Below are 21,115 nucleotides of genomic sequence, written 5' to 3'. Positions count from 1 at the left end.
GATAAAACTCTATCACTTACTACCGTTTTTGTTTTCAGTTCCCGCTTATCCGCGATGAACCTTTTTTTTGCGTGGAACTTTTTCCCTTTTCCTTCCTCTAACTCAATGAAAGCAATGCATTTGAGGTTTCAACCTCGTCAAAACGAACAAAATGCAACCCATTGAGTAAAAACATTTAGCAAACAATCATTTTCCTTCTATTCTTATTTCTGTAACAAAACTGTTGCTTAATGCACCACGTAAGAACAGGAGGACTCAAGGACTGGTTCCTTCGATAATGATTTTTTGAGGTAATCCTCACGCTATTTGAGATATGACTCTGTCAATTTGTCTAAGGCAGCACAAATCTCTAAAGCCAAGTACCTCAACTGCACTTAATACTATTGCTGTCACAATAATTTTTACGCGAAAAACGTAGAATAACTGGGCTAGGTAAGAGATAAGGAAGAGTAAATATGAGACTGTTTAAGCGCTATACACCAGGTATGATTGCTAAACACATAAGTCGTCTTTTTAAAGGAAGAATTTATATTTACGGAGTCGGTAAGTTCGAGTTTGATAACGGAAAATTGATGTTGCCAGAGAAAGCTGAGAAACGTCACTTTCAGGCAGTAAAAGAGATTAACCAAGAGATTATGAAGCTCAGATGCGCATACGCTTAGCTTAAACATCGATGTAATAAGAAAGGCTGGATTAACCCTGTCTCTTGATCACAAGTCTAGTGATCAAGAGACATTGCGAGTTCGTAGCCTTCAAGGATGGTTTGTAGTTTAAACCATCCTTCCCAAAGTGCCTTTATTGAAGCTCTGCCCGTCCTCTTGGTATCTTTCCAACCGCCTAATTTAGCGAGATTCTTGTACGCCCAGCCCATATCCGGCGTTTCTTTAGGTAACGTCTTACTTTCTAGTTTCAACCACAGCAGCTTCCAAGCTTTTTTGCCCAAGACCTTTTCACAACTTTCTGTTGATAGCTCATCAACCTCTTTAATGAAGCGTAACGCCAATAAACGTGTCGCAACAAAGGCATAGATGACACTTAACCTCTCTAAGTTACCTTTACTTTGGAGTCTTAGTGACTCCACATCCGTACCTTCACTTTTCCAGACTTTATGGAAGTCTTCAATCAGCCATCGACGCTCGTAATAACCGATAATTCTCATGGCGTCTTCAGCGTTGTTTACTGGCTCCGACGTCAAGAGGTGCCATGCTAACTTGTCTTTTGATGTCCCTTGCTCAAGGCAACCAACATAATAAACAGGTATGCCTGCGTGCTCCTTTTTGTTTGCTGGAGCCTTTAATGTCACCTGACCATATTTAACATCAAGATTTACATCTCTCGCTTTTCTTCCTCCTTTTTGGGGGATGGTAAGCTCTTTTGTCTGGACGCTTGGTAACGCTTGCGCATAGTCGTAAAGCTTTTGAGCGTGCTCTTCTAGACAGCGGCTTTGCATTGAACGAACGACAAAACGCTGCTGATGTTGACGTTTATAAGTTAAGTATTCGAATAGGTCAGCTTCTCGGTCACAGACCGAGATAACATCTAACATCTTATCCCCTAGGCGCTCAACGACACGGCGAGAAGCTTGCTCCCATTTGTAACTCTCTTTCTCCTCGTAAGGACGAGTCGCGTGTTGGTGCTTTTGCCCACGCTTAGTAATATCTCGGCTCCATCGTTGTTGCTCTATAAGACCAACAATGGTCTGACTTTGTGGTGCAAAAAGTAACGTCGAATGTACATGGAGAGCTCGAATTCTGTCGCCTTGATTCGTGTGCCCGAGTTCATCTTTTATACTTCGATGAGGAAAACAGAGCGTTGTTGTATCTTCAAGCGCGAGTAATTCCTCATGCTCGTTAGCTCGAGATACCGTTGATTGAAAACCTGCTTCAGCGATGTCTTTTGCATCGATGTTTTCATTGCGGATAAAGCGATATGCCCCTTCCATATCGGCGGGAGAAAAAGGAAGTTTAGCCACGGAGACTCCTGGTTGATTAGCAATGGAAGTCGCTAAACTGATGAGGCGTTGTGTTCTTCGAGGGTCTTTAAGTTGTGCTTGTCCAAATTGTTCTTGTGCCCAAAGTTTAGCGTCTGAGTGTGTCATCTTAGTGTTTCAGTAAGGATTCTTAAGTGATCAGAGCGCACACACGTTAAAGAGTTCAAAAAAAAATCCCCAAGCTATAAGCTTGGGGATTTGTGTATAAGAGACAGGGATTAACCAGCCTTTTTTGTGTCTTCTATTCGTGAAGCGAGAAACGCGATTATTGACGCGCTAGTTCCGGCAAATTGCCTTTCAAACCTAGCGCACGCTTCATGATTTCATCTTTCGCCCCCGGTAGTTGTCCTGCTAGGCTCAAACCAATACCACGAACCAGCTTCTTGGCAGGGTTCTCACCGGAGAACAGATCACGGAAGCCTTGCATCGCCGCGATCATCTTCGCCGCCTCAGCTTTGCGCCAACGTTCATAACCACGTAGGTTACGTTTGGTGCCAATGTCCTGCCCTTGTTTCCATAGCGCCAACACCTCTTGCGCTAAGCTCGCAGCATCCAATAAACCAAGGTTCACACCCTGTCCTGCTAGTGGATGAATTGTGTGTGCGGCATCGCCAACTAACGCCACGCGTTCAACCACAAAGTCACGCGCATAACGCATCTTAAGTGGGAATGCCGCACGTTCACCAACCACTTCACACAAACCTAAACGCACATCAAATTCGCTAGTCAGTGCTTTATTGAACTCTTGCTCATTCATCGCCAGCAATTGCTCGGCACGATTTGGCTCGGTAGACCACACAATCGAACACATGTGCGGATCAGACATTGGAAGGAAAGCCAATGGACCTTGTGGTGTAAAGATCTGACGAGCGACACTATTGTGTGGGTCAGCGGTTTTTACATTCGCAACAAGTGCACTATGGCCGTAATCCCAATGCGTTAGTGGGATATCCATTTGGTTACGCAGCCAAGAGTTTGCACCATCTGCGCCAACAACCAACTTAGCAGTCATAGCCTGACCGTTGTCGAGCGTTAGCCAGCTTTCTTGCTCACCCACCGCAAGCGTTGCACAACGAGCAGGCATAAACAGGGTTACGTTATCCAGCTTTTGAACTTGTTCTAGCAGCGCCAATTGAATCACGCGGTTTTCAACGATATGACCAAGGTCTGGTTGAGCCATGCTTTGTGCATCAAATGCGATGTTAGCGAAACTGTCTTGCTCCCAGACCTCCATCGCATGGTACGGAGAAGCACGACGCTGCTCGATACCCTGCCAAGCACCAAGTTTACGAAGGATAGTTTCACTTGAACGACTCAACGCCGATACGCGTACATCTGGCAGTTCATTTAGTGTGTCGTTTGGTACTGCGCCTTCGATAACGGCTACTCGCAGGTCACAGTCCTTAAAAGCGGCAGCTAATGCCAAACCTACCATTCCACCGCCGATGATGGCGATATCTACACTTTGCATCATTGCTTTTGTTACCTAATTCGTTGCCGTTTATCGTTTCACTAGACCAAGCGTATGGCGTAGCAGCGGCTGCTTAAAAGTAGAAAGGTTATCCATTGTTGCGAGAGCGAGGTTACGCCCAATTCGCATCGCCGGTAAATCATTTGAAAAAATATGCACTAGAGAACTGGTTAGCCAAATTGTTTCGCTGCGATCATCTTCACGGCGCTGGCTAAATCGCATTAAGCCTTGGTAACGACCCGCGTCTTCAGTTTGCTTAACAACCTCTTCCGCTAACGATGCCACATCACGAATACCAAGGTTGAAGCCTTGTCCTGCAATCGGGTGAAGCGTTTGTGCAGCATTGCCGACAATAGCAAAGCGGTGCGAAATGTTCTGCTTACGATGACGCAGAAGAAGCGGATAACTCGCGCGTTGTCCGACTTTCTGCATCGCACCTAGCCGCCAACCAAAATCATTCTGCAGGCGTTCAAGGAACTCTGCATCAGATAAGCTCACTACGGTTTGCGCTTCTTCAGGACGCAGACACCATACTAACGACATGCGGTTGTCACTCATCGGCAGCAGTGCAACTGGACCATTTTCGGTAAAGCGTTCAAAAGCGCGACCTTGATGAGGCTCTTGCGTCACGATATTCGCAATCACTGCCACTTGGTCGAAATCATGTTCAGACAACTCTAAGCCGATTAGCTGACAACATTGCGATACTGCCCCATCGGCAGCCACCAGTAACTTAGCTTCCAGCTTCTCACCACTGCTCAACTCAATGTGTGCTTTGTCTTGCTCACGTTCGATGTTCGCAACCGAATCAGGGCAAAACAGAGTGATAGCCTCACTCTTATCCAAGAGATCTTGGTAGACGCGGCCAACATCAGCGAGTTCCACTACGTAGCCAAGGGCTTCAATGCCAACTTCGTGCTTGGTAATCTCAGTCATGCCCGCATGAGAGCGGTCAGAAACATGAATATGTTCAATTGGGGTTGCACAAGGCTCGATAGCAGACCACAACTGCAAGTGACGCAGAATGTTGACCGTACCGTAGGACAGAGCAATCGAGCGCGAGTCAAACCCCGGATGTTGATCCGATTGGGCTTTAAAAGGCTCAACAACCGCAATTTGCAGCGCGCCTTTAGATAAACGGTCGATTGCTAACGCAAGTGTGGCACCAGCCATGGCACCACCAGCAATTACAACGTCATATTGCCTCATGCTAACCTCTAGAAACTATTCGATAATGGGGAACGAGTGATTAATGAATCGTTGGTTTGTTTTCATTGTTTTCAGGACGAGCACCAAACTCTGCATGAATAGTTAATACGCAGGCTTTAACGTGTTCGATTACTTGCTCTAGTAATAGCGCTTGCTCGCCTAGGTCATCGTCTTCATCAATACCAAGCTTGGCGATTTCTTCTAGATCAGCCAAGGCTTCTTTTGCATCGTCTGATGCCTTATCAATCGCAATGCCCGCTAAGCCCATACCTGAGATAAAGTGGTTCACAAAGTCAGACACACCATCTGCTAGTGCAAACAAACCTTCTTCGCCCGCTTCATCTGGAAGCAGCAGAGACAACTCCATAGAAGTGCCAGTTAGCTCGTTAACGGTTACTTGGAACACGCTTTGTGCCAATGCTAATGCGCTTGATGGCCAGCCCATGCCTTCATTGGTGTAATCAAACAGAATCGGTTGCCAGGTTTGGTCGTTAATCGCCAATCCACCACTTAGCATGCCAACAAGTAGACCGTGCAATTCTGCTGGGGTCACAGCAAGGCTTGCAGATTTCAGTTCAGCAGCAATAGATTGGTATTCAGGAAGGGTGATTTCACTCATAATCTTGGCTCATTCTTGCGTAATAATGTATCGACATATCCTACCATCAAGCCTACTCGGCTGAAACGGCTATCAAATTCAATTTTGGACAGCATTTAATCAATTTGCCCAATTCCTGTGTGATCACTTCACCATTTTTCTTTCTGTGATGGGAAATGCTTGAATCTTAATAGCGGTTTTCCTATAGTTTCCTCCTCGGTAGTTGTATAACGCAACGCCTTAGATAGCGCGAATATAGAGTTTATTCATCATGAGCAATCAAGCGATCGACGTTGAAATCCTTGGCAAAATGACACGAGTCAATTGTCCTTCAGGGCAAGAAGAGTCACTAATTACAGCGGCTAAAGATCTTGATCGTCGATTGAAAGAGATGAGCGAGCGTACTAAGGTAACCAATGAAATTCAGCTACTGACCTTTGCTGCGTTGAACATTTGTTATGAATTGCATACAAAATCATACGAATCTAACGGTCAGCAACAAGAAATTACTGAGCGAATGGAAAAGCTCACCGCGTCTTTAGAAAGTGCGCTTAGTAAGGTAAAGCAAGGACAGCAGTAGATACAAAATTTACCCTGGGGTGTGCGTCAGTTGGATTTAAGTCCCTGAGCCGATAAGCAATACCAAAGGGTTAGTACTTGATAGCTATTGAGCAAGCTTGGCATGCACCGAGAAGCCTACGGTTATCATTGCTGATCCGCCTTGAACCAGCTGGTTCAAGGGCCACAATCCTCAACGGCACCCTGGGGTATCCTCTCTATGTCAGACCTATCTCGACAAGAATTCCGTAAACTCATCCGCGAAAAACGCAACGCCCTTTGTAGCGATACTCAGTTTCAAGCCGGGCTCGATCTCGTTCAGCAGTTTTCGCAGTTAGCAGAAATCAAAACCGCACAGCACATTGCCATCTATTTGTCTGCCGATGGCGAATTAGACACCAAACCTTTGATTGAGTCGCTATGGCAGCAAGGAAAGTCGATTTACCTGCCCGTCATTCACCCTTTCTCTAAAGGTCAATTACTCTTCTTGCAATACATCAATGATGAACAGTTGGTGTACAACAAATACGGAATCTTAGAACCTGCGCTTGATATCCGCGCCCTCAAACCGGTCCGTGAGCTGGATGTCATTTGTACGCCGTTAGTCGGGTTTGACAGTGCCGGCCATCGCTTAGGTATGGGCGGAGGCTACTACGACCGGACACTCTCACGTTGGTTTAGCACTGGCGAAGGTGCCAAACCGATCGGTATCGCCCACGATTGCCAGCATGTAGATCGCCTCCCCGTTGAAAGCTGGGATATTCCATTACCTAAGATCGTGACTCCAAGCCAAATCTGGCAATGGGAAAAGTAACACTTACCCGCTATAATCACGCCGCAAACGTTAACGAACATCTATTCAGGAGATTGGCATGACTCAAGATGAAATGAAGAAAGCGGCTGGTTGGGCAGCACTTAAGTATGTTGAGAAAGGCAGCATTGTCGGTGTTGGTACTGGCTCTACCGTGAATCACTTCATCGATGCCCTAGGCAGTATCAAAGATGATATCAAAGGCGCAGTGTCTAGCTCTGTTGCTTCTACTGAGCGTCTAAAAGAGCTTGGTATTGAGGTTTACGAGTGTAACGACGTAGCAATGCTGGATATCTACGTTGATGGTGCAGATGAAATCAACGCAGCGCGTGAAATGATCAAAGGCGGCGGTGCTGCACTGACTCGTGAAAAGATCGTTGCGGCAATTTCAGAAAAATTCGTATGTATCGTTGACGGCACAAAAGCAGTTGACGTACTTGGTCAGTTCCCACTTCCTGTAGAAGTAATCCCAATGGCGCGCTCATACGTTGCTCGTGAGTTGGTAAAACTAGGTGGTGACCCTGCATACCGTGAAGGCGTAACAACGGACAACGGCAACGTGATCCTAGACGTGCACAACATGCAAATCACTAACCCGAAAGAACTTGAAGACAAGATCAACGGCATTGCAGGTGTGGTAACGGTAGGCCTGTTCGCTCACCGTGGTGCAGACGTGGTTATCACTGGTACACCAGAAGGTGCGAAAATAGAAGAATAAATCATTAGATGATTTAAATTTTCTGTTATTTCATTACAGACGGCGCCCTAGGGCGCCGTTTTTTCTTCCTTTTTCTAAGAAAAGCATGCCTTATTCCGTAATTTTCTTACCCAAAGCAAAAATTTTTTGTTACTTTATTGAACAGAAGACGCACAGGGAAACGTTTGTCTTCCGACAAAACTGTTAATTATCCCCTTTTTAATGGTTTTGCTTTATGTGCGCCACATTAGCCCACCTTTCCATTTTAAGGACGAGAAAAATGGCCAAAGTTTCACTGGAAAAAGAAAAGATTAAGATCCTCTTGCTAGAGGGACTCCACCCTTCTTCAGTTGAAGTTCTTCAAGCAGCTGGCTACAGCAACATTGAATATCACAAAGGTTCCCTTTCAGAAGAAGAGCTGATTGAAGCAGTAAAAGACGTGCACTTCATCGGTATCCGTTCCCGAACGAACCTATCGGAAGAAGTGATCAATGCGGCGAACAAGCTAGTTGCGATTGGCTGTTTTTGTATCGGTACCAACCAAGTTGACCTAAGTGCTGCCGCTCGACGCGGTGTCCCTGTATTTAATGCACCATTCTCAAACACGCGCAGTGTTGCCGAGTTGGTGTTAGGCCAAGTACTACTGCTTCTTCGTGGTATCCCTGAGAAAAATGCACTCGCACACCGTGGTATTTGGAAAAAGAGTGCAGACAGCTCTTACGAAGCACGTGGTAAGCGTCTGGGTATCATCGGTTACGGCCACATCGGTACTCAGCTGGGTATCATCGCAGAAAACTTAGGCATGCGCGTTTACTACTACGACATTGAAAACAAACTGTCGCTAGGTAACGCAACGCAAGTGTTCACCATGAGCGAACTACTGAACAAGTGTGACGTCATTTCTTTGCACGTTCCTGAAACGCCAGAGACCAAGAACATGATGGGTGCAGAAGAGTTCGCACGCATGAAGCCGGGCGCCATCTTTATCAACGCTGCGCGCGGTACTGTGGTAGACATCCCTGCCCTATGCCACAGTCTAGAGTCTGGTCACATCTCAGGCGCTGCGGTTGACGTATTCCCAGTAGAACCAAAAACCAATGCTGATGCATTTGAGTCTCCACTGCAGAAGTTCGACAACGTCATCCTAACGCCACACGTCGGTGGTTCAACGCAAGAAGCGCAAGAAAACATTGGTGTCGAAGTTGCTGGTAAACTGGCGAAATACTCTGACAACGGTTCAACGCTATCAAGTGTGAACTTCCCAGAGGTATCACTGCCTGAGCATCGTGAATGTTCACGTTTGTTGCACATCCACAAAAACCGCCCTGGTATCCTAACGCAAATCAACACCATCTTTGCGGAAGACGGCATCAACATCGCAGGTCAGTACCTACAAACGGCAGCTGAGATCGGTTACGTAGTGATCGACGTAGAGACTTCTCGCGCAGAAGAAGCACTAGTGAAACTAAAAGGCATCGAAGGCACAATTCGTGCTCGTATCCTTCATTAATCGCTGATTACTCGACATAAAAAAGGCAGGGACTCCCCTGCCTTTTCTGTTTCTGTTCGTCGTAATATTCTTATTACTATTTCAGCTTGTAAACCACATCCACTTGGTCACGAATCACAAGCGTAGAGTCTTGGTAGCTATTCGAACTCTCTCTTGCATCCATTGCCATTGAACGTAAAAGCACTGGACGGGCGTGCATTTGGTTGTAATTAATCTGCCAAACATCACCCAACTTTTTGTCAAAACCCGTCGCTAAAGATGCCGCCTTGCTTTGCGCATCTTTGATTGCTTCCATACGCGCTTTTTGCTGATACTCAGACTGGTTACTCACTTTAAGCTGAATATTATCGACTTGATTAATGCCAGCTTTTAACGCCATGTCCAAGTATTCATTCAAGTTGGCAAGATCGTTAACCGTCACATCAATACTACGTGATGCGCGGTAGCCAACTAGCTCTGCTTTGCCCGATTTCGGATAGTGATACTGCGGTGCTAAGTACAAGTTTGAACTGGTGATGTTATCTTTTGACAACCCTGTATCCGCTAAGCTTTTTAGAAACGCATCAACGGTATTATCGACCGATTGCTTCGCTTGCTCCGCAGTCATCGTGGTATCAACTACCTTCACAGAGAAAGTGGCCATATCTGGAGTTGCTACAACTTCACCGTATCCAGTCGTACTCACGTGAGCAAAATCAGGTGCCTCATTCGCAAGTACAGAAACGCTAGTAAGGCTTAGTGCCGAAGCCAGAAAGATTGAAGACAGTTTCATTCGATAAATCCATCCGTATTGAAATAGAAAAGTCACTCCAAATGCCGGAGTTCAAGACGAGATACTCGATGAATGCCATGGCGGATTAAGTTGATGCCTCATCAAAACCAGAAAGATAAGAGGCACCAATGAACTGGAGTGTATATAGCTTCATCATAGAAACTTCTGCCAATTATCCAAGCGCCCTAAGCGACTTCTAACACAACTTTGACTGTGTTACTTCGCCGTGATTTCAGCTTAAAACGCGAGGCAAGCGGGAACTTATTGTGGCAAATGCTGTTGCGCGTAGCCAACGATCGCTTGTGAGATTTCTTGAAGCACCCCCGTTTCTAACTGCCAGTGATGCCAGTAAATTCGATAGGACATCAAAAAGCCCGGCGTAATATCAATCAACTCACCTTTCTCCAGTTCGTCGGTGATCTGCAATCGGGGAATCAAACAATAAGCCACGCCTGCTAACGCCATCTTAAGGAAAGCTTCTGAGCTACTGATGTTGTGATGAATCACGCTATCTGGCCTCACGTTGAAGTGCTCCGTTAAGAACTTCTTATGCAGATCATCATATTGGTCATAAGATACCGCTGGCGCTTTGGCTAAAGTCTGGTTGTTGACCCCTTCCGAGAAGTAACGTTGATAAAACTCTGGGTTGGCGACACAAACATAATCGATGCGACCAAGATAGTCTGCTCGACAGCCCGGGATGGCTTGAGACTCTAAACTGATCGCCCCAGCAACCTCACCACTTCTTAGCTTCTCAATCGAACGCGACTCGCCATAAATAGTCAGTTTTAGTTCCACTTGGCGATGCTTCATTACGTCTTGCAACGCAGGTAAAAGCCAGGTTGCGAGACTGTCTGCATTGGTTGCCAATGAAAGCTGTACAGGACGTGTTGTCGTGTCGTTTTTTAGTTCAGGGAGGATTTCATGCTCAAGCAATCTTACTCGGCGATAAAGCCCGAGTAACTTCTTACCAATCGGGGTGGGTTTTGGTGGTTGCTCACGAATAAGAACCGGTTGGGCAAGGTACTTCTCTAGCTGCTTGATACGCTGGGAAATGGCGGATTGTGAGACAAAAAGGTGCTCAGCCGCTCGGTCAAAACTGCCTTGATGTACCACCGCATCTAACGCTTCAATCCATTTATAGTCCAATCCTCGCACGTGTTTTTCCTCCTTAATAAACGCCCAAAACACCAGATAAGTGTTACTAATAATATATTAAAATCATTAATTATACTTATTTCAATAAAAGCTTTATCTTCCATTCCTCTGTTGTTCTATTGCTAATTTTTGAGGTGTGTTGTGAGCTTTTGGGTGTTATTACAAGGATTCGGTTTAGGTGCGACGATGATCATTCCAATCGGTGCGCAGAATGCGTACGTCCTTAACCAAGGTATTAAGCGTCAACATCACCTGACGACCGCGACCATCTGTAGCATCCTAGATATGATCTTCATATCGCTTGGTATTTTTGGTGGTGGTGCGATTCTATCGCAAAATGAAATCCTGCTGACCTCCGTCACTTTAGGTGGCATTGCCTTCTTAAGTGTTTACGGTTTACTGTCACTAAAAAGCGCATTCAAACCGGCAGACGCCTCTGAATCGAAAGGGGAAGTCGTCGCTCGAGGTCGTCGTACCGTGATTCTTGGCGCACTTGCCGTCACAGTGTTGAACCCACATCTTTACTTAGATACCGTAGTGATCTTGGGTTCAATTGGTGGTCAATTCGAAGGCAACGATCGTATCGCATTTGCTTTGGGCACCATCATGGCTTCATTTGTGTGGTTCTACACACTCTCATTAGGTGCTGCGAAATTAGGTCCGACGCTCTCAAAACCAAAAGTGAAGAAAGGCATCGATATTGCGGTTGCCGCTATGATGTTTACTATCGCTTTTGTTCTTGCTAATGAACTAGTCACCAAATACTGGTAAAGACAAATAGGAAAGAAACACGACATGGAGTCACTGGAAAAAATCCATCAAATCAACCGAGAGCGATTCAATGCGCTCTCCATCCCCTTTCGAGAATGGCAACACGAAGCTATTCTCGACTTCGAAACCGACGTCAAAGTCGCCGCACAACTCGGTTGGACAGGCACGCATACTAAGAGTCTTTTTCTCAAGCTAAAAGGACAAGGTTATGCAGTATACCTAACCGACAAGGACTCGCGTCTAGACTCCAAGCAAATCAAAGCCATTACGGGTAAACGACCTTCAATTTGCAGCGATGATGAAATGATTGAGCAGCTAGGTTGTGTGCCCGGCGCAGTTTGCCCTATTGGCTTACCTGAACATGTCACCATTATCGTCGATACAGCACTCTACCAACATGATGAGTTGCTCTATACACCAGGTTTACCCGAGTTAACCTTTGGCTTTGCAGGCAGCGAACTTAAACGTCTGCTCCTTGCTGGCAGTAACACTCTGTTAGAACTTTAGAAAACTGGGATATAAAAAAAGCGAGGCCATTGCCTCGCTTTTTCATGTTCTCAATCGAAGGGATTAAGCTTCTACTTTGTTCAAGTGAACATCCATTTGTGGGAATGGAATTTCGATGCCTGCTTCATCCAACGCTTCTTTGATTGCTTGAGTAGAATCGAAGTAAACGTCCCAGTAATCAGCAGTTTTACACCATGGACGAACCACGAAGTTCACTGAAGAATCTGCTAGAGCCAGTACACCAATTTGGATTGCTGGATCTTTAAGGATACGCTCATCTTTTTCTAGCACGTCACGGATAACTTGCTTAGTTTGCTTAAGGTCAGCGCTGTAAGAAACACCGATAACTAGGTCTACACGACGCGTAGCGTGGCGAGAGTAGTTCGTGATTGCGCCGCCGATAACTGATGAGTTCGGTACAACAACCATTTTGTTGTCAGGTGTTTTTAGTACAGTTTGGAAGATTTGAATTGCTTCAACACTACCTGCTACACCGCCGATTTCTACGTAGTCACCAGACTTGAATGGACGGAATGCAACAATTAGTACGCCCGCTGCAAAGTTAGATAGTGAGCCTTGCAGAGCAAGACCAACAGCAAGACCTGCCGCACCGATTACCGCAACTACAGATGCAGTTTGAACACCTACACGGCCTAGTGCCGCGATAAGTACGATAACAAATAGAAGGTAACGAACTAAACCATTGACGAATTCAACAACAGCTTTGTCCATCTTTTTCTTTTCAAGCACTTTTGAAACGCTGTTTGCTACCGCTTTAACGATAATGTTACCGATAAATAGGATCAGCAGTGCAGAAATGATGTTCACACCGTACTGAATAAGAAGATCTGAGTTGTTATTTAGCCATGTTTCAGCTTTGCTCAAACCATCCGTTAAAGAGGTATCGATACCCATCGATTCACCTGCCATAATTCGTATCCTCAAAATAAAGATATTAAATCTAATTGCCGTTAATTTATGAACCTTGTTTTTTATAGGTTCTTATTCACAACAACATCCCTATTGTTTTCCTGAACAGTGTCAGATTTTTGGCACAATATCTCAAAACTGAAATTTTGCAAAGTCAGAGTTTAGCAAAGACCTACAAAACAAAGCTTTATCAGATTTTTCTGATACTGGCATGTTACAGAGTACGCAATGGATTTACATTTCGCCACACTTTTTACTTGGTTTTATGCCACTTGGTGCGGAAATGCGCTGAGTTTCGAAATTTGCGCCAAAAACAGAAGGGATATGAAGTGCGGTGATCATATAGCAGTTGATTTAGTTATCAATTGCTACAGGAAGGAGATTCTGGGTTGTCTCATTGTTTAGACACAAAAAAAACCCGCTCTTAGAGCGGGTTTTTAGAAACTCAGTTGAGACGAATTATAGTACGTCTACTGCGTTTAGGTCAGCAAATGCTTTCTCTAGGCGAGCTACCATTGAAGCTTGACCAGCACGTAGCCATACGCGTGGGTCGTAGTACTTCTTGTTTGGAGCGTCTTCGCCAGTTGGGTTACCGATTTGACCTTGTAGGTAATCGCGGTTTTCCGCTTCGTATGCACGGATACCGTCCCATGTAGCCCACTGTGTATCAGTATCGATGTTCATTTTGATAACACCGTAGCCAATAGACTCTTGGATTTCTGCTTCAGTAGAACCAGAACCACCGTGGAATACGAAGTTTAGAGCGTTTGGTGCGATACCGAACTTCTCTGCACAGTATGCTTGAGAGTCACGTAGGATAGTTGGAGTTAGAACAACGTTACCTGGCTTGTATACACCGTGTACGTTACCGAAAGATGCTGCGATAGTGAAACGTGGGCTAACAGCGCTTAGTTTCTCGTATGCGTATGCAACGTCTTCTGGAGAAGTGTAAAGCTCAGATGCGTCCATATCAGAGTTATCAACGCCGTCTTCTTCACCACCAGTACAACCAAGTTCGATCTCGATTGTCATGTTCATTTTAGCCATGCGCTCTAGGTACTTAGCACATGTTTCGATGTTCTCTTCTAGAGACTCTTCAGAAAGGTCTAGCATGTGAGAAGAGAATAGAGGCTTACCAGTTTGAGCGAAGAACTCTTCACCAGCGTCTAGTAGACCGTCGATCCATGGTAGAAGTTTCTTAGCAGCGTGGTCAGTGTGTAGGATTACTGGCACACCGTAAGCTTCAGCTACAGCGTGAACGTATTTTGCACCAGCTACAGCGCCAAGGATTTGTGCACCTTGACCTTCAAGTTTAACGCCTTTACCAGCGAAGAAAGATGCGCCGCCGTTAGAGAACTGAACAACAACTGGAGCTTTAACTTTTGCAGCTGCTTCAAGTACTGCGTTTACAGAATCAGTACCAACAACGTTTACTGCTGGAAGTGCAAAGTTGTTCTCTTTTGCTACTTCAAATACTTTCTGAACGTCATCGCCAGAGATAACACCTGGTTTTACGAAGTCGAAGATCTTAGACATGGATGTAATCCTATTTATCTGTCGTTTTATAAACAAAACTTGTTAAATTGAAAATCTTGCAAACGTTTGCTCACAACTGAGGCTATTTTAGCAGAGTTCCACTCTCGTTGCAGCAAACAAGAAAGCGGGAGAGGACTCCCGCTTTACTAATATTACTTAGCGCGTGCTTCTAGCATTTCAACTGCTGGAAGTACTTTACCTTCTACGAACTCAAGGAAAGCGCCGCCGCCAGTAGAGATGTAAGATACGTCAGCTTTGATACCGAACTTGTCGATAGCTGCTAGCGTGTCACCACCACCTGCAACAGAGAAACCTTCAGAAGCTGCGATAGCTTCAGAGATACCTTTAGTACCTGCTTCGAAGTTCTTGAATTCGAATACGCCTACTGGACCGTTCCATAGGATAGTCTTAGCGTTCTTAAGGATTTCTGCTAGTTCAGCAGTTGAATCTGGACCAAGGTCGAAGATCATGTCGTCGTCTTGTACTTCAGAAACGTGCTTGATTTCAGCTTCTGCGTTCTCGTCGAATGCTTTCGCACATGCAACGTCAGTTGCTACTGGGATTGCACACTCGTCCATTAGCTTCTTAGCTGTTTCAACTAGGTCTGCTTCGTATAGAGACTTACCAACGTTGTGGCCAGCAGCTGCGATGAATGTGTTAGCAATACCACCACCAACAACTAGTTGGTCAGCGATTTTAGATAGAGACTCAAGAACAGTTAGCTTAGTAGAAACTTTTGAACCACCTACGATAGCAACCATTGGACGAGCAGGCTTGTCCATTGCTTTACCTAGAGCTTCTAGTTCGTTCGCTAGTAGAGGACCAGCACATGCTACGTCTGCGTGCATACCAACACCGTGAGTAGATGCTTGTGCACGGTGAGCTGTACCGAATGCGTCCATTACGAAGATGTCACATAGAGAAGCGTACTGCTTAGACAGTTCTTCTTCGTTTTTCTTCTCGCCTTTGTTGAAGCGAACGTTTTCTAGAACAACTAGTTCACCAGCGTTTAGTTCTAGACCGTTTAGGTAGTCTTTCGCTAGTTTAACTTCGCAGTCTAGTGCGTCGTTTAGGTAGTTAACTACTGGTTGTAGAGAGAACTCTTCAGCGTATTCACCTTCAGTTGGGCGACCTAGGTGAGAAGTAACCATAACTTTAGCGCCTGCTTCTAGACAGTGCTTGATAGTTGGAAGAGATGCGATGATACGTGCATCTGAAGTTACTTTACCGTCTTTTACTGGCACGTTTAGGTCAGCACGGATAAATACACGTTTACCTGCAAGATCCAGGTCAGTCATCTTGATTACAGACATGATGTGTCCTCTCAAATATTAAATAATTAAAGTTTTTAAAAACTCGGCAATCCTGCCAAGCCCGTTAATTCTTCAAACTGGTTACTGATATGGAGATACGTCAGATTTATTTCAAGGCTTAAAATAAAAAATTTCTCCATCGCTTCTTCACCATTATTGCTCCACTTGTGAAGAAGCTTGCATTGCTAAGGCGGTATCCAGCATCCGGTTAGCAAAGCCCCATTCGTTATCGCACCAAACGAGCATTTTAACGAGTTGCCCGTTACTCACTCTTGTCTGAGTTCCATCCACAATTGCACTATGGGGATCGTGGTTAAAGTCGATGGAAACGAGCGGCGATTCAGTATAGTCAACAATGTCACGTAATGTACACTGAGATGCGTTAACAATGGTTTGATTTACGTCATTAACTTTCACATTTGTACTAATTGTGACACTTAAATCCATCGCAGTGACGTTAACTGTCGGAACTCGAACCGAAATTGCTTCGAATTTGTTGGAAAATTTCGGGAAGATTCTTTCAATACCCTTATGCAACTTGGTATCGACAGGAATGATGGATTGACTGGCTGCACGCGTACGGCGTAAATCATTGTGGTAAGCGTCGATAACTTGCTGATCGTTCATTGAAGAGTGAATCGTGGTGATAGTGCCAGACTCAATGCCAAAGGCCTCATCTAATACTTTGATGATAGGAACGATACAGTTGGTGGTACATGAACCATTGGACACCACGCGGTGTTCATCTTTGAGGGTTTCGTGGTTCACACCGTAGATAATGGTGTTATCGAGATCGCTTGCGCCAGGGTGTGAAAACAGAACTTTTTGCGCGCCAGCTTCAATATGAGCTTGGCCATCGGCTTGTGAGCCGAAAACACCAGTACAATCGAGCACGATGTCGACTTCTAAGTCACGCCATGGCAAGAGTTCAATTTCAGCAAGGTGAAGGATTCTAATGGGATCGTATTCGCCACTGTCGTGGTGAACATAGAGGTGTTCTTGGTCGTGCGAGATTTTCTTTCCGAAGCGGCCATGACTGGTGTCATATTGAAGAAGATGTGCCATCGCTTCGGGTTGCGCGAGTTCATTAACCGCCACAACTTTTATCTGCTGATGCTTACCGCTCTCATATACTGCTCGCAGTACATTACGACCGATACGTCCAAATCCATTGATCGCAACTTTTAGCATTTATCCTTCGCCTCACCAAAAATTCGTGTCACAGATAGTACCTGATACGGAGGCTGAACGCATTAAGTAAGTGATCTCACTCGCGGTAAACTATCTTTTCACTTCCCGGAATATTCATATCACCAATATATTGAGTTCTGACGTTACGTATTTCGCTTGGCACTTTAGCTCCTTGTTTGACCACCAAAGGAAATGCGTATGTCAGGTTTTCCCGCTGCTCACTTTTGCAAGCGATGCAATAGAGAAACACCGCACTCTGAAGTGCTGGTCCGTAAACCAAGTCGTTATGATACGGATAAATCAATTCTTGGAACGTTAAAGCTTTGGGCTCATACCCTGCTGAACGGCGGTCACTATTACGATATGGATCGCTATGTCACCTGTAAGGAATGTGGACACAAAGAGAAGGATAACTGGGGAAAAGAATTCGAGTAGGCACAAAAAAACCGAGCATTAACGCTCGGTTTTTCTTTTATCTTTGTAAGCTTACGCTAGCAGTTCTTTTGCTGTGTTCACTACGTTTTCTACAGTGAAACCAAACATCTCGAACAGTTGGTCAGCTGGCGCAGATTCACCGAATGTTGTCATACCGATGATGCGACCGTCGAAGCCAACGTACTTGTACCAGAAGTCAGCAATGCCCGCTTCTACAGCGATACGAGCTGTTACGTCTGATGGCAGTACTGATTCACGGTAAGCCGCGTCTTGCTTGTCGAATGCATCTGTTGATGGCATTGAAACAACGCGTACTTTCTTACCTTCAGCCGTTAGTTGCTCAGCGGCTTTCACTGCTAGTTCAACTTCAGAACCTGTCGCGATTAGGATTAGCTCAGGCTTACCATCGCTGTCTTTCAGGATGTAAGCACCTTTCGCGATGTCCGCTACTTGCTCAGCAGTACGTTCTTGTTGCGCTAGGTTTTGACGAGAGAAGATCAGTGCCGATGGGCCATCTTTACGTTCAATCGCTAGTTTCCATGCTACTGCAGACTCAACTTGGTCACATGGACGCCATGTGCTCATGTTTGGAGTCAGGCGTAGAGATGCCATTTGCTCAACTGGTTGGTGAGTTGGGCCGTCTTCGCCAAGACCGATAGAGTCGTGCGTGTAAACTTGGATGTTCTGAACTTTCATCAGAGCAGCCATACGCATAGCGTTACGTGCGTATTCCATGAACATTAGGAATGTTGCGCCGTAAGGAACGAAACCACCGTGTAGTGCGATACCGTTCATGATCGCTGTCATACCGAATTCACGTACACCGTAGTGGATGTAGTTACCAGAGAAGTCGTTCGCTTCTAGAGACTTAGAACCAGACCACATAGTTAGGTTAGAAGGCGCTAGGTCAGCAGAGCCGCCCATGAATTCTGGAAGCATTTGACCAAACGCTTCTAGTGCGTTTTGAGATGCTTTACGTGATGCGATGTTTGCTGGGTTTGCTTGAAGGTCAGCAATGATTTGGCTTGTCTTCTCTTCCCACTGTGCAGGAAGTTCGCCGTTTAGACGACGCTTAAGCTCTGCTGCTTCTGCTGGGTAAGCCGCTGCATACGCTTCGAACTTCGCGTTCCAAGCCGCTTCTTTCTCAGTGCCTGCCGCTTTCGCATCCCACTCAGCGTATACGTCTGCAGGGATTTCAAATGCTGGGTGTTCCCAACCTAGGAATTCACGTGCTGCTGCGATTTCTTCCGCACCTAGTGGTGCACCGTGACAGTCGTGAGAGCCTGATTTGTTTGGAGAACCAAAACCGATGATAGTTTTAGTACAGATAAGCGTAGGGCGTGGATCTGCTTTTGCCGCTTCGATTGCTGCGTTGATCGCTTCAGAGTCGTGACCATCTACAGCAGGGATTACGTGCCAGCCGTAAGATTCAAAACGCTTAGGCGTGTCGTCAGAGAACCAACCTTCAACGTGACCATCGATAGAGATGCCGTTGTCATCCCAGAATGCGATCAGTTTGCCAAGGCCTAGTGTACCAGCAAGAGAACATGCCTCGTGCGAGATACCTTCCATTAGACAGCCATCGCCCATGAACACGTAAGTGAAGTGGTCAACGATGTCGTGACCTTCTTTGTTGAACTGAGCTGCCAACGCTTTCTCAGCCATTGCCATACCAACAGCGTTGGTGATGCCTTGACCTAGAGGACCCGTTGTTGTCTCGATACCAGGTGCGTAGCCGTACTCTGGGTGACCAGGAGTCTTAGAGTGAAGCTGACGGAAGTTCTTAAGATCGTCGATAGATAGCTCGTAACCGCTCAGGTGCAGTAGAGAGTAAATCAGCATAGAGCCGTGGCCGTTAGACAGTACGAAACGGTCGCGGTCAGCCCACTCTGGATTAGCTGGGTTGTGGTTTAGGTGAGAACGCCAAAGAACTTCAGCGATATCAGCCATACCCATAGGTGCGCCTGGGTGGCCAGAGTTAGCTTGTTGAACACCATCCATGCTAAGAGCGCGGATTGCATTTGCCAGATGTTTACGAGAAGACATGTCTGCTCCTGAGTGCATTAAGCGAATTGATAAAGGAATGTGGGCACTTTCATTGAGTGAACCAAGTACGAAAGTGCGGGCAATATTCTCTCAGAGCCAAAATCTGACTGCAAACGTTTTACTCACCATTTTTGAGGTTTTAACTCAATCTTTTCGCAGTTAATGGGCAATTTATGAAAAATTCACCCCATCAAAAGCAAACGATTGGGAAATAAGCTAGACGAATTCAAATCGAAAAAGAGCTTGTAATTCGACTGTGGGAAATTAAAATAGACGTCTAGATGTAGAAACACCTACAAACTGTATTGTATTTTTCGTGGCAAGCTTGCGTTAGTTAGCCATGAGTAAACCTTAAGATTGGAGCTATCATGGCTAAGCACCTGTTCACTTCTGAGTCGGTATCAGAAGGTCATCCAGATAAAATCGCAGACCAAATCTCTGACGCAGTTCTTGATGCAATTCTTGAGCAAGACCCAAAAGCACGCGTGGCTTGTGAAACTTACGTTAAAACCGGCATGGTTATGGTTGGTGGTGAAGTAACGACTTCTGCATGGGTTGATATCGAAGAAATCACTCGTGAAACAGTTCGTGAAATCGGCTACGTTCACTCTGACATGGGCTTTGATGCGAACTCGTGTGCGGTTCTAAACACCATCGGTAAGCAGTCTCCAGACATCAACCAAGGTGTTGATAAAGCCGATCCTAAAGAGCAAGGCGCAGGCGACCAAGGCATCATGTTTGGTTACGCAACGAACGAAACTGAAATTCTAATGCCAGCTCCAATTACTTACTCTCACCTACTTGTTAAAAAACAAGCTGAAGTTCGTAAGAGCGGTAAACTAGACTTCCTTCGCCCAGATGCGAAATCTCAAGTAACGTTCCAATACGACCAAGGTAAGATTGTTGGTATCGATGCTGTTGTTCTTTCAACTCAGCACTGTGATTCAGTAACAACACCTGACCTACGTGAAGCAGTAATGGAAGAGATCATCAAGCCAGTACTACCTTCAGAGTGGATCACTAAAGACACTAACTTCTTCATCAACCCAACCGGTCGTTTCGTTATCGGTGGTCCAATGGGTGACTGTGGTCTAACTGGTCGTAAAATCATCGTAGATACATACGGCGGCGCAGCTCGTCACGGTGGTGGTGCATTCTCTGGTAAAGATCCATCGAAAGTAGACCGCAGCGCGGCTTACGCAGCACGTTACGTAGCGAAGAACATCGTAGCAGCTGGCATGGCTGACCGTTGTGAAATCCAACTTTCATACGCTATCGGTGTTGCTGATCCAACGTCTATCATGGTTGAAACGTTCGGTACTGAGAAAGTATCACACGAAATCATCATTGAAGCGGTTCGTCAAAACTTCGACCTACGTCCATACGGCCTACAAGAAATGCTTAACCTGCTTCAACCTATCTACAAGCAGACAGCAGCATACGGTCACTTCGGTCGCGAAGAGTTCCCATGGGAAGCTACAGATAAAGCAGCTATCCTACGCGATTTCGCTGGCATCAAGTAATCGAGCCACACAAGAATCGATAAAGCCCTCGCCTCTGGCGGGGGCTTTTTGTTTCTGCCCCCTTCTCTGCCTTCTCATTCTTTCCTTGA

20 protein-coding genes and 1 other RNA gene are annotated in these 21,115 nt (G+C 45.7%); 10 read left to right on the top strand and 11 right to left on the bottom strand.

What is annotated here, in order from left to right; all coding sequences use genetic code 11:
* Positions 1 to 455: 455 nt before the first annotated feature.
* A complete protein-coding gene (locus KJB05_RS02925; protein ID WP_005449772.1) occupies positions 456 to 662 on the top strand; it encodes a DUF1107 domain-containing protein in 207 nt (68 codons plus the stop codon).
* 56 nt (positions 663 to 718) lie between these two features.
* Here KJB05_RS02925 and KJB05_RS02920 read toward each other — a convergent pair whose 3' ends face one another.
* The 4 genes from KJB05_RS02920 to KJB05_RS02905 form a co-directional block, all read right to left on the bottom strand.
* Positions 719 to 2,098 (bottom strand): IS4 family transposase, encoded by a 1,380-nt coding sequence (locus KJB05_RS02920; protein ID WP_213053097.1) that lies wholly within the window; start codon positions 2,096 to 2,098, stop codon positions 719 to 721.
* Between the two features lie 157 nt (positions 2,099 to 2,255).
* Positions 2,256 to 3,464 (bottom strand): FAD-dependent 2-octaprenylphenol hydroxylase, encoded by a 1,209-nt coding sequence (locus KJB05_RS02915; RefSeq protein WP_208445677.1) that lies wholly within the window; start codon positions 3,462 to 3,464, stop codon positions 2,256 to 2,258.
* Between the two features lie 27 nt (positions 3,465 to 3,491).
* Positions 3,492 to 4,670, bottom strand: a complete 1,179-nt coding sequence (ubiH, locus tag KJB05_RS02910; RefSeq protein WP_208445676.1) for a 2-octaprenyl-6-methoxyphenyl hydroxylase — start codon at positions 4,668 to 4,670, stop codon at positions 3,492 to 3,494.
* 40 nt (positions 4,671 to 4,710) lie between these two features.
* Positions 4,711 to 5,289, bottom strand: coding sequence for a YecA family protein (locus KJB05_RS02905; RefSeq protein WP_199436555.1), 579 nt, complete (start codon positions 5,287 to 5,289; stop codon positions 4,711 to 4,713).
* Positions 5,290 to 5,539: 250 nt separating this feature from the next.
* Here KJB05_RS02905 and zapA point away from each other — a divergent pair, with 250 nt between their 5' ends.
* From zapA to serA, 5 genes are all read left to right on the top strand, one after another.
* Positions 5,540 to 5,848: a cell division protein ZapA gene (gene zapA, locus KJB05_RS02900; protein ID WP_208445675.1), complete on the top strand. Its 309-nt coding sequence runs from the start codon at positions 5,540 to 5,542 to the stop codon at positions 5,846 to 5,848.
* Positions 5,849 to 5,856: 8 nt separating this feature from the next.
* Positions 5,857 to 6,041, top strand: a non-coding RNA gene (gene ssrS, locus KJB05_RS02895) — 6S RNA.
* Between the two features lie 5 nt (positions 6,042 to 6,046).
* The gene (locus KJB05_RS02890; RefSeq protein WP_208445674.1) at positions 6,047 to 6,640 is read left to right on the top strand and encodes a 5-formyltetrahydrofolate cyclo-ligase; all 594 of its coding nucleotides are present in this window, start codon (positions 6,047 to 6,049) and stop codon (positions 6,638 to 6,640) included.
* Between the two features lie 58 nt (positions 6,641 to 6,698).
* Complete coding sequence (rpiA, locus tag KJB05_RS02885; RefSeq protein WP_005436473.1) at positions 6,699 to 7,355, top strand: ribose-5-phosphate isomerase RpiA; 657 nt, start codon at positions 6,699 to 6,701, stop codon at positions 7,353 to 7,355.
* Positions 7,356 to 7,614: 259 nt separating this feature from the next.
* Entirely contained in the window at positions 7,615 to 8,844 is a 1,230-nt protein-coding gene (serA, locus tag KJB05_RS02880; RefSeq protein ID WP_009707610.1) for a phosphoglycerate dehydrogenase, read from the top strand.
* A 76-nt stretch (positions 8,845 to 8,920) separates the two neighbouring features.
* On the opposite strand, the gene KJB05_RS02875 is transcribed toward serA, so the two are convergent.
* Positions 8,921 to 9,616: an oxidative stress defense protein gene (locus KJB05_RS02875; RefSeq protein ID WP_208445673.1), complete on the bottom strand. Its 696-nt coding sequence runs from the start codon at positions 9,614 to 9,616 to the stop codon at positions 8,921 to 8,923.
* Between the two features lie 261 nt (positions 9,617 to 9,877).
* A complete protein-coding gene (locus tag KJB05_RS02870) occupies positions 9,878 to 10,774 on the bottom strand; it encodes a LysR family transcriptional regulator ArgP (protein ID WP_009707613.1) in 897 nt (298 codons plus the stop codon).
* Between the two features lie 141 nt (positions 10,775 to 10,915).
* Here KJB05_RS02870 and KJB05_RS02865 point away from each other — a divergent pair, with 141 nt between their 5' ends.
* Both KJB05_RS02865 and KJB05_RS02860 read left to right on the top strand, forming a co-directional pair.
* Positions 10,916 to 11,545 carry a LysE/ArgO family amino acid transporter gene (locus KJB05_RS02865; RefSeq protein WP_208445672.1) on the top strand — a complete coding sequence of 210 codons (630 nt, stop codon included), beginning with the start codon at positions 10,916 to 10,918 and terminating at the stop codon, positions 11,543 to 11,545.
* Between the two features lie 24 nt (positions 11,546 to 11,569).
* Positions 11,570 to 12,052: a YbaK/EbsC family protein gene (locus tag KJB05_RS02860; protein WP_020196162.1), complete on the top strand. Its 483-nt coding sequence runs from the start codon at positions 11,570 to 11,572 to the stop codon at positions 12,050 to 12,052.
* A 63-nt stretch (positions 12,053 to 12,115) separates the two neighbouring features.
* Here the strand turns inward: KJB05_RS02860 and mscS are convergent, their stop codons facing one another.
* The 4 genes from mscS to epd all read right to left on the bottom strand — a co-directional run bounded on the left by mscS (position 12,116) and on the right by epd (position 17,022).
* Complete coding sequence (mscS, locus tag KJB05_RS02855) at positions 12,116 to 12,982, bottom strand: small-conductance mechanosensitive channel MscS (protein WP_005436480.1); 867 nt, start codon at positions 12,980 to 12,982, stop codon at positions 12,116 to 12,118.
* Between the two features lie 459 nt (positions 12,983 to 13,441).
* A complete protein-coding gene (fbaA, locus tag KJB05_RS02850) occupies positions 13,442 to 14,518 on the bottom strand; it encodes a class II fructose-bisphosphate aldolase (protein WP_208445671.1) in 1,077 nt (358 codons plus the stop codon).
* A 152-nt stretch (positions 14,519 to 14,670) separates the two neighbouring features.
* Positions 14,671 to 15,831, bottom strand: a complete 1,161-nt coding sequence (locus tag KJB05_RS02845) for a phosphoglycerate kinase (RefSeq protein ID WP_005436484.1) — start codon at positions 15,829 to 15,831, stop codon at positions 14,671 to 14,673.
* Between the two features lie 153 nt (positions 15,832 to 15,984).
* Positions 15,985 to 17,022, bottom strand: coding sequence for an erythrose-4-phosphate dehydrogenase (gene epd / locus KJB05_RS02840; RefSeq protein ID WP_005436486.1), 1,038 nt, complete (start codon positions 17,020 to 17,022; stop codon positions 15,985 to 15,987).
* 198 nt (positions 17,023 to 17,220) lie between these two features.
* On the opposite strand from epd, the gene KJB05_RS02835 reads away from it, so the two are divergent.
* Positions 17,221 to 17,457, top strand: coding sequence for a hypothetical protein (locus tag KJB05_RS02835; protein WP_005534899.1), 237 nt, complete (start codon positions 17,221 to 17,223; stop codon positions 17,455 to 17,457).
* Positions 17,458 to 17,508: 51 nt separating this feature from the next.
* Here the strand turns inward: KJB05_RS02835 and tkt are convergent, their stop codons facing one another.
* Positions 17,509 to 19,503 (bottom strand): transketolase, encoded by a 1,995-nt coding sequence (gene tkt, locus KJB05_RS02830; protein ID WP_045480184.1) that lies wholly within the window; start codon positions 19,501 to 19,503, stop codon positions 17,509 to 17,511.
* A 368-nt stretch (positions 19,504 to 19,871) separates the two neighbouring features.
* Between tkt and metK the strand changes: the two genes are divergently transcribed.
* A complete protein-coding gene (gene metK, locus KJB05_RS02825) occupies positions 19,872 to 21,026 on the top strand; it encodes a methionine adenosyltransferase (RefSeq protein ID WP_005436492.1) in 1,155 nt (384 codons plus the stop codon).
* Positions 21,027 to 21,115: the final 89 nt, after the last annotated feature.

The sequence above is a fragment of the Vibrio sp. B1ASS3 genome (assembly GCF_905175355.1).
Classification (GTDB): domain Bacteria; phylum Pseudomonadota; class Gammaproteobacteria; order Enterobacterales; family Vibrionaceae; genus Vibrio; species Vibrio owensii.
The sequence above is the reverse complement of the archived record's forward strand: the minus strand, read 5'-3'. Positions and strand labels throughout refer to the sequence as shown.